At 33.3% G+C, this 6508-nt stretch carries 6 protein-coding genes; 5 read left to right on the top strand and 1 reads right to left on the bottom strand.

Features of this window, described 5'->3' with window-relative positions:
- On the bottom strand, window positions 1–855 hold an 855-nt coding region (locus J6V67_RS02025), incomplete at its 3' end, for an oligosaccharide flippase family protein (protein WP_291857797.1).
- Between the two features lie 271 nt (window positions 856–1126).
- Between J6V67_RS02025 and lysA the strand changes: the two genes are divergently transcribed.
- The 5 genes from lysA to fliF all read left to right on the top strand — a co-directional run.
- Entirely contained in the window at window positions 1127–2323 is a 1197-nt protein-coding gene (gene lysA, locus J6V67_RS02020) for a diaminopimelate decarboxylase (RefSeq protein WP_291857795.1), read from the top strand.
- A complete protein-coding gene (locus J6V67_RS02015; RefSeq protein ID WP_291857793.1) occupies window positions 2323–3093 on the top strand; it encodes an HAD-IIA family hydrolase in 771 nt (256 codons plus the stop codon). Before lysA ends, J6V67_RS02015 begins: the two co-directional genes overlap by 1 nt.
- Entirely contained in the window at window positions 3090–4169 is a 1080-nt protein-coding gene (gene pheA, locus J6V67_RS02010) for a prephenate dehydratase (RefSeq protein ID WP_291857791.1), read from the top strand. The genes J6V67_RS02015 and pheA overlap by 4 nt, the downstream gene beginning before the upstream one ends.
- Complete coding sequence (hisC, locus tag J6V67_RS02005; RefSeq protein ID WP_291857789.1) at window positions 4166–5263, top strand: histidinol-phosphate transaminase; 1098 nt, start codon at window positions 4166–4168, stop codon at window positions 5261–5263. Before pheA ends, hisC begins: the two co-directional genes overlap by 4 nt.
- A 6-nt stretch (window positions 5264–5269) precedes the next feature.
- Window positions 5270–6508: flagellar basal-body MS-ring/collar protein FliF (fliF, locus tag J6V67_RS02000; RefSeq protein ID WP_291857787.1), on the top strand; the 1239-nt coding region annotated here is incomplete at its 3' end.

Below are 6508 nucleotides of genomic sequence, written 5' to 3'. Positions count from 1 at the left end.
GGCAACTAGCCGTGGGTTCCACGCTACTGCAGTAGTAACTACAAAACTCTCAATAATCATAGTAACTGAGCGAGAAAGCGCTAGTATCCCCATGCTAAGTGCGCTAATAAAAATATTAACTAAAAGCAAGCTAGCACCACTAATAAGCACTTGACTAAGCATATTTAAGCTATTAAAAAGCCCACTTCTAGCTAAAACATAGACAAATTTTGTTCTAAAAAGCTTGGAATTAAAGTGTAAATTTAGCCCAAATTTACGATTTAAAAATAGAGCGCTAAAAAATACAAAAATTGAGGATATTAAAGCTGCAATTGCTGTGTAGTAAATCATAGCCTCAAACGCCCAAAATAACCCTAACACACACCCAGCATAAATAGCAGTAGATATAGCATTGCGAATGGAGATTAAATACATCTGGTTTTTAATAAATGCATGCACGCTAAAAAGTGCATTAAATAGCCCAATACTAAAGTTGATAAAATATATTGCCATTGTAGCTCTTACATCACTTAAAAGGGTCTGTGATATATTTATTACTGATTGAATTTTAACCAAAAACACAAACGAAACTAACGCAACTATAAGACTAAAAATTAGATTGGCTACAATCACTGAACTATAAAATTTACTAGCCCTAGCAAAATTGCCTTTATGATAGCTAGAAGCAATAAATCTACTAGCTACAGAGTTAATCACAAGTGTTAAGATAAATCCATAATTTACCAGCGAATTAGCAAGTGCTAAAAATCCATAAGCTTCATCGCCTAAAACACGCAAAATGTATGGGGTAAGAAAAAAATTAATAGCTGTTTGTAGAGCAAAAACAATAATAGTTGTAAGCAAATTTAGATACATAACGGGCTATTTTTCCTTGAATATTTGGATAGATTTAGGTTGAATTCTAGCTAAATTTAAATAATTCTTTGCTTTAATCAAAGATTATTAAAGTTAATAAATCTAAATTTAATATAAAAAATGTTAAATTTAGCACAAAAAATTTAAAAAACAAGCCCATATTTTGCCTAACTTTAAAAAATAAATTTTGCAAATTTTTACTAAATTTAGTCTTAAATTTAAGCCAAATTTGGGTAGTATTATGAATTCTAAAATTATCAAGGACAGTTTTATGGATTATTTGGCACTAGCTCATAAGTATCAAACACCGCTTTATGTATATGATTTTGATCATATTACTGCTCAATATGAGAGATTAAAAAAGGAATTTAATGCTAGAAAGTCGCTTATTTGCTATGCTGTAAAAGCTAATTCAAATTTAAGCCTTTTAAAGCATATTGCTACTCTTGGTGGCGGATTTGATTGTGTGAGTATAGGCGAGGTAAAAAGAGCCCTGCTAGCAGGCGCTAGTAACTATAAGATAATTTATAGCGGAGTTGGCAAAAGCGATGATGAGATAAGGCAGGCGCTAAATTTAGATATCTTAATGATAAATCTAGAAAGCTATGCTGAGATGCAAAGAGTTGAGCTAATTGCTAATGAACTAGGTAAAAAAGCTAGAATTTCAGTCAGAGTTAATCCAAATGTAGATCCAAAAACTCATCCATATATCTCTACAGGACTACATAAAAATAAATTTGGCGTAAGTATAAATGAAGCTAGAAAAATATATCTACACGCTCACAAAAGCGATAATCTTGATCCAATTGGTATTCACTGCCACATAGGAAGCCAGCTAAGCGACATTAGCCCAGTTATTGAAGCAGCACAAATTACTAGTGATTTATTAAGAGAATTAAGAGCAGCTGATATAAATATTAAATTCTTTGATATAGGCGGAGGTATTGGTATTAAATATAGCGATGAAAATGAGCCAAATTTATATGAATATGCTCAAGGAGTCTTAGCAGCACTAAAGGGTCAAGATGCAACCATCGTATGCGAACCAGGTAGATTTATAGTAGGCAATAGCGGTGAATTAATAACTCAAGTATTATATGAAAAAACTAATGGCGATAAACGCTTTGTAATCGTTGATGCTGCTATGAACGACCTACTTCGTCCAAGCCTATATGAAGCCTATCATGAAATTATTGCGTTAAAAGATGCAGAAAAATCACTATGCGATGTAGTTGGTCCAATTTGTGAAAGTGGCGATTTTTTAGCTAAAGATATAGAACTTCCACGCCTAAATCATGGCGATTTGCTCGTGGTTAAAAGCGCTGGAGCATATGGCTACTCAATGTCTAGCAACTACAATACAAGAGGCAGAGCCGCACAAGTCGCTATTGAAGGCGGCAAAGATCGCTTAATAGGCAAAAGGGAGAGCTTTGAAGATATGATAAGAAATGAGAGAGAGTTTATATAATGTATTTTATCGATGTTCAAGGAACCTTAATAAGCGATAACGATAAAAGTCCAATTAATGGCGCTTGTGAACTACTTAAGAAATTAAATCAAAAACAAATTCCATATGTAGTTATAACAAATAATACAAAAATTAAAAGCGATGAGTTTTTACAAACGCTAAGAGATAAAGGATTGGCAATAAAAGATGGTGCATATATAGATCCATTTTGTGTATTAAATAAAACTATTTCACCTTGCCCTGTGGCGCTTTTTGGAGCTAATGAGTTTATTTCTACTATGCAAAATATAGGCTACACACAAGATTTTAGCAATCCAAAAGCGGTTTTAATAGCTAGCTGGGATAAATTTAGCTTTGATGACTTTGCTACTATCAACGAACTTGCCCTAAAAGGGATAAAAATTATAGCTATGCATGAGACTAGTATCTACAAAAAAAATGGTAGATTATATCCAGGAGTTGGCGCTATTGCTAATATGATTAGTTACGCTACTGGAGCGCAATTTAGCAGTATTGGCAAGCCAAGCTTAGGATTTTATACAGCTGCACTTGAGCTTTTAAAATTGCAAAATCCTAAGGCTGAATTTAAAGATATAACAATAATTAGCGATGATGCAACTGGCGATTTATATGGAGCTAAAGAACTTAAAATGAATACCGCACTAGTATTAAGCGGTAAAATAGATAAAGAAGGTTTAGCAAATTTAGATAATCAAAAAATAGATAATATCTATGATGATATAAGCAAAATTTGGGAGATTTTAAAATGAGCATTGATGAGTTAAGAGTTGGCATCGATAAGATTGATAATGAGATTTTAGGCCTACTTAATCAGCGTATGGAATTTGTCAAAAAAATTGGCGAATTAAAGGTTGGTTCAAATGCTCCAATTTACCGCCCAGAACGTGAAAGAGCAATACTAGAAAGATTAAAATCATTACCTAATAACACTCTAAGCAGCGAGGCGATTGAGGCGATATATTTAGAGATTTTTGCTGTTAGTCGTAATCTAGAACTACCACAAAAAGTAGCATTTTTAGGCCCAGTTGGGACCTATACACATCAAGCAGCTGAGAGTAGATTTGGAGCAATGAGCAGCTATATGCCAATCAGTTCTATAGAGGGTGTTTTTAGGGAACTTAACAATGGCGAGGCTAAATATGGAGTTGTGCCAATTGAAAATAATACAGAAGGCGCTGTTGGGATTACCCTTGATTGCTTAAGAAAATATGAAAATGTAAAAATCGTAGCTGAGATTTATATGGATATTCACCATAGTTTTGTTAGTTTAAATGAGAATTTAAGCGATATAAAAAAGATATATTCTCATCCGCAAGGCTATAATCAATGCCATAAATTTCTAGATGATCATAATCTAAATTCAATAGAGTTTATACCAACTAAATCAACTGCTCAAGCTGCCTATTTAGCCTCACAAGATCCTAGCTCAGCAGCAATCTGCTCTAAAATAGCCGCACATATAAACAAAGTGCCAATAATGTTTGAAAAAATCGAAGATAATATGGCAAATAGAACAAGATTTTTTGTGCTAAGTGATTTTAAAAATATCAAAAGTAGCTGCAATAAAACCAGCATCCTAGCACTAACTGCTCACCGTCCAGGCGGCCTTGTAGAGCTGCTTAATATGTTTAAAGAGGGTGGAATAAATTTAACCAAGCTTGAGAGTAGACCAATCAAACAAAAAGATTTTAAAACGGTATTTTATATAGATTTTGAGGGTCACATCGATGATGAAAATGTCGAAGCAGTGCTAAAAAATGCTAGCCAAAATGGACATGAGATCACCTGGCTGGGTAGCTACTTAAACCAAGAAGGACAAGAATGAATTTTAATTCACAAATATCAAATTTACCAATATATGAAGCTGGCAAGCCAATCGAGCTTGTTATTAGAGAGTTTGGCATTGAGCCACAAAATGTAGTAAAACTAGCTAGTAATGAAAATCCACTAGGCTGTTCACCACTTGCACTTGAAGCTATGAAAGAGTCAATCAAATGTGCAAATTTATATCCAGATGATAGCTATTATGAACTTAAAGAGTCTTTGGCAAATTTATATAATGTAAGTAGTAAAAATATTGTAATTGGTAGTGGTAGCGACCAAGTAATAGAGTTTATCATGCACGCAAAGCTTAATCCAAATACAGCAATGCTAAGTGCAGGTGTAACTTTTGCAATGTATGAAATTTATGCTAAACATATTGGGGCTAAAATTTATAAAACCTCAAGCGCTACACACAACCTAAATCAACTAAAAGAACAATATCTAGCACACAAAGATGAGATAAAGGTTATATTTTTATGCCTACCAAATAACCCACTTGGTGAATGTTTAGATGCTAGTGATGTATATGAGTTTATATCTGGTGTTGATAGTGATACTATTGTAGTAATTGATGGAGCATATATGGAGTTTGCTAAATTTAAAGATAGCAAAAAGGCTATAAATCCAAGTGATATAGTAAAGCTAAATAACTCTATATATCTTGGTACATTTTCTAAAGCTTATGGATTAGGCGGAATGAGAGTTGGCTATGGTATTGCAAATGATCAAATAATTACTGCCATTAGCAAGCTTAGAGCGCCATTTAATATTACAACTCCTAGTCTAGCAGCAGCCATCGCAGCTATTAAAGATCAAGGTTTTATAACGCAAACTTTAGAAAATAACTTTAAAGAAATGGAAATTTTTGAAAAATTTGCTACTGAGAATGGGATTGAATTTATTCCAAGTTATACAAATTTTATTACTTTTAAATTTGATACTAGTAGAGACTCGACTCAAATTTGTGATAATCTACTAAGACAAGGTATAATTTTGCGTAATCTAAAAAGCTATGGATTAAATGCAATACGCATAACAATAGGTACTAGTGAACAAAATATAAAAGTTTTAGAAACTCTTAAAAAGGAAATTTAATAGATTATGGATTTTAAAGCTCTTTTTCAACAAATTAGTCAAGTCGCTCAAAATCTAACCAAAAAGCAAAAAATTGTAGTTATTAGCTCTGTTGTTTTGGTTATTGGATTTTTGGTATTTTTGACTCTATTTAGCAGTAGTAATAAAAACCCAGAGGCTGAGTATGAAGGCTATAGCGTGTTGTTTCGCAATGTTGATCCTGCTATATCTTCTCAAATTATCAACGAGTTAGAAGCTCAAGGCGTAAAATATAAACTAGCTGATGAAGGTACGATTTTAGTCCCTACAAGCGATGTCTATCGCCAAAGAATAGCAGTAGCTAGCCTTGGCATAATGGGTGATAATAAAAAGGGTTTTGAAATTTACGATACACAAGATTTTGGAGCAACCGAAAACGAACAAAGAGTTAAATTTCAAAGAGCAATTCAAGGTGAGCTATCTAAAACCATCGAAAGTCTAGAGCCAATTGATAAAGCTAGTGTGTATATAGCATTTCCTAAAGATAGCGTATTTACCGAGCGTCAAGTCCCGCCAACAGCTTCAGTTGTAGTAAAAATTAAAGATGGTGCTAAGTTAAATCGTAGACAGATTGATGGAATTAAAAGAATCGTAGCTGGTTCAGTGCCAAATTTAAAACTAGAAGATGTCAAAATAGTAACACAAGATGGCGTAGCACTTGGCGATGATGAGATTGCATTAGAGAATGAATTAGTAGCTGCACAAATTAAATATAGAAGCCAATTTGAAGATTCATATGAGAGAAAAATCATTGATATGATTGGCAAATTTATTGGCGGCAAAGATAAAGTAACGGCTAAAGTTAGCATTGAATTTGATTTTTCAACCAAAGATAGCATAAATGAGATTTATGATCCAAACTCAGTTATTAGAAGTGAACAAAATATCGAAGAAAGACGTGAAGGTAAAGAGCCAAAAGATGTCGGTGGAGTTCCTGGAGCTGTAAGCAACATCGGCCCAGTTCAAGGTTTAGAAGATAATAAACCAACTGAATTATACTCAAAAAATGTAGCAAATACAAACTACGAAATATCTAAACAAACCATAAAAGTAAAAGACCAATATGCTACGATTAAGCGTGTAACAGCTGCTGTGGTTGTAGATGGAAAATATGAGTTTAAAACCCTTGAAGATGGCTCACAAGCTCAGACTCCAACCTATATCCCATTAAATCAAAATGAATTAAACTCAATAAAAAGTCTAGTCCAGCAAGCAATCGGATATAAT

It is taken from the genome of Campylobacter sp., assembly GCF_017646085.1.
Classification (GTDB): domain Bacteria; phylum Campylobacterota; class Campylobacteria; order Campylobacterales; family Campylobacteraceae; genus Campylobacter.
This window is presented reverse-complemented; position numbering and strand designations above follow the sequence as displayed.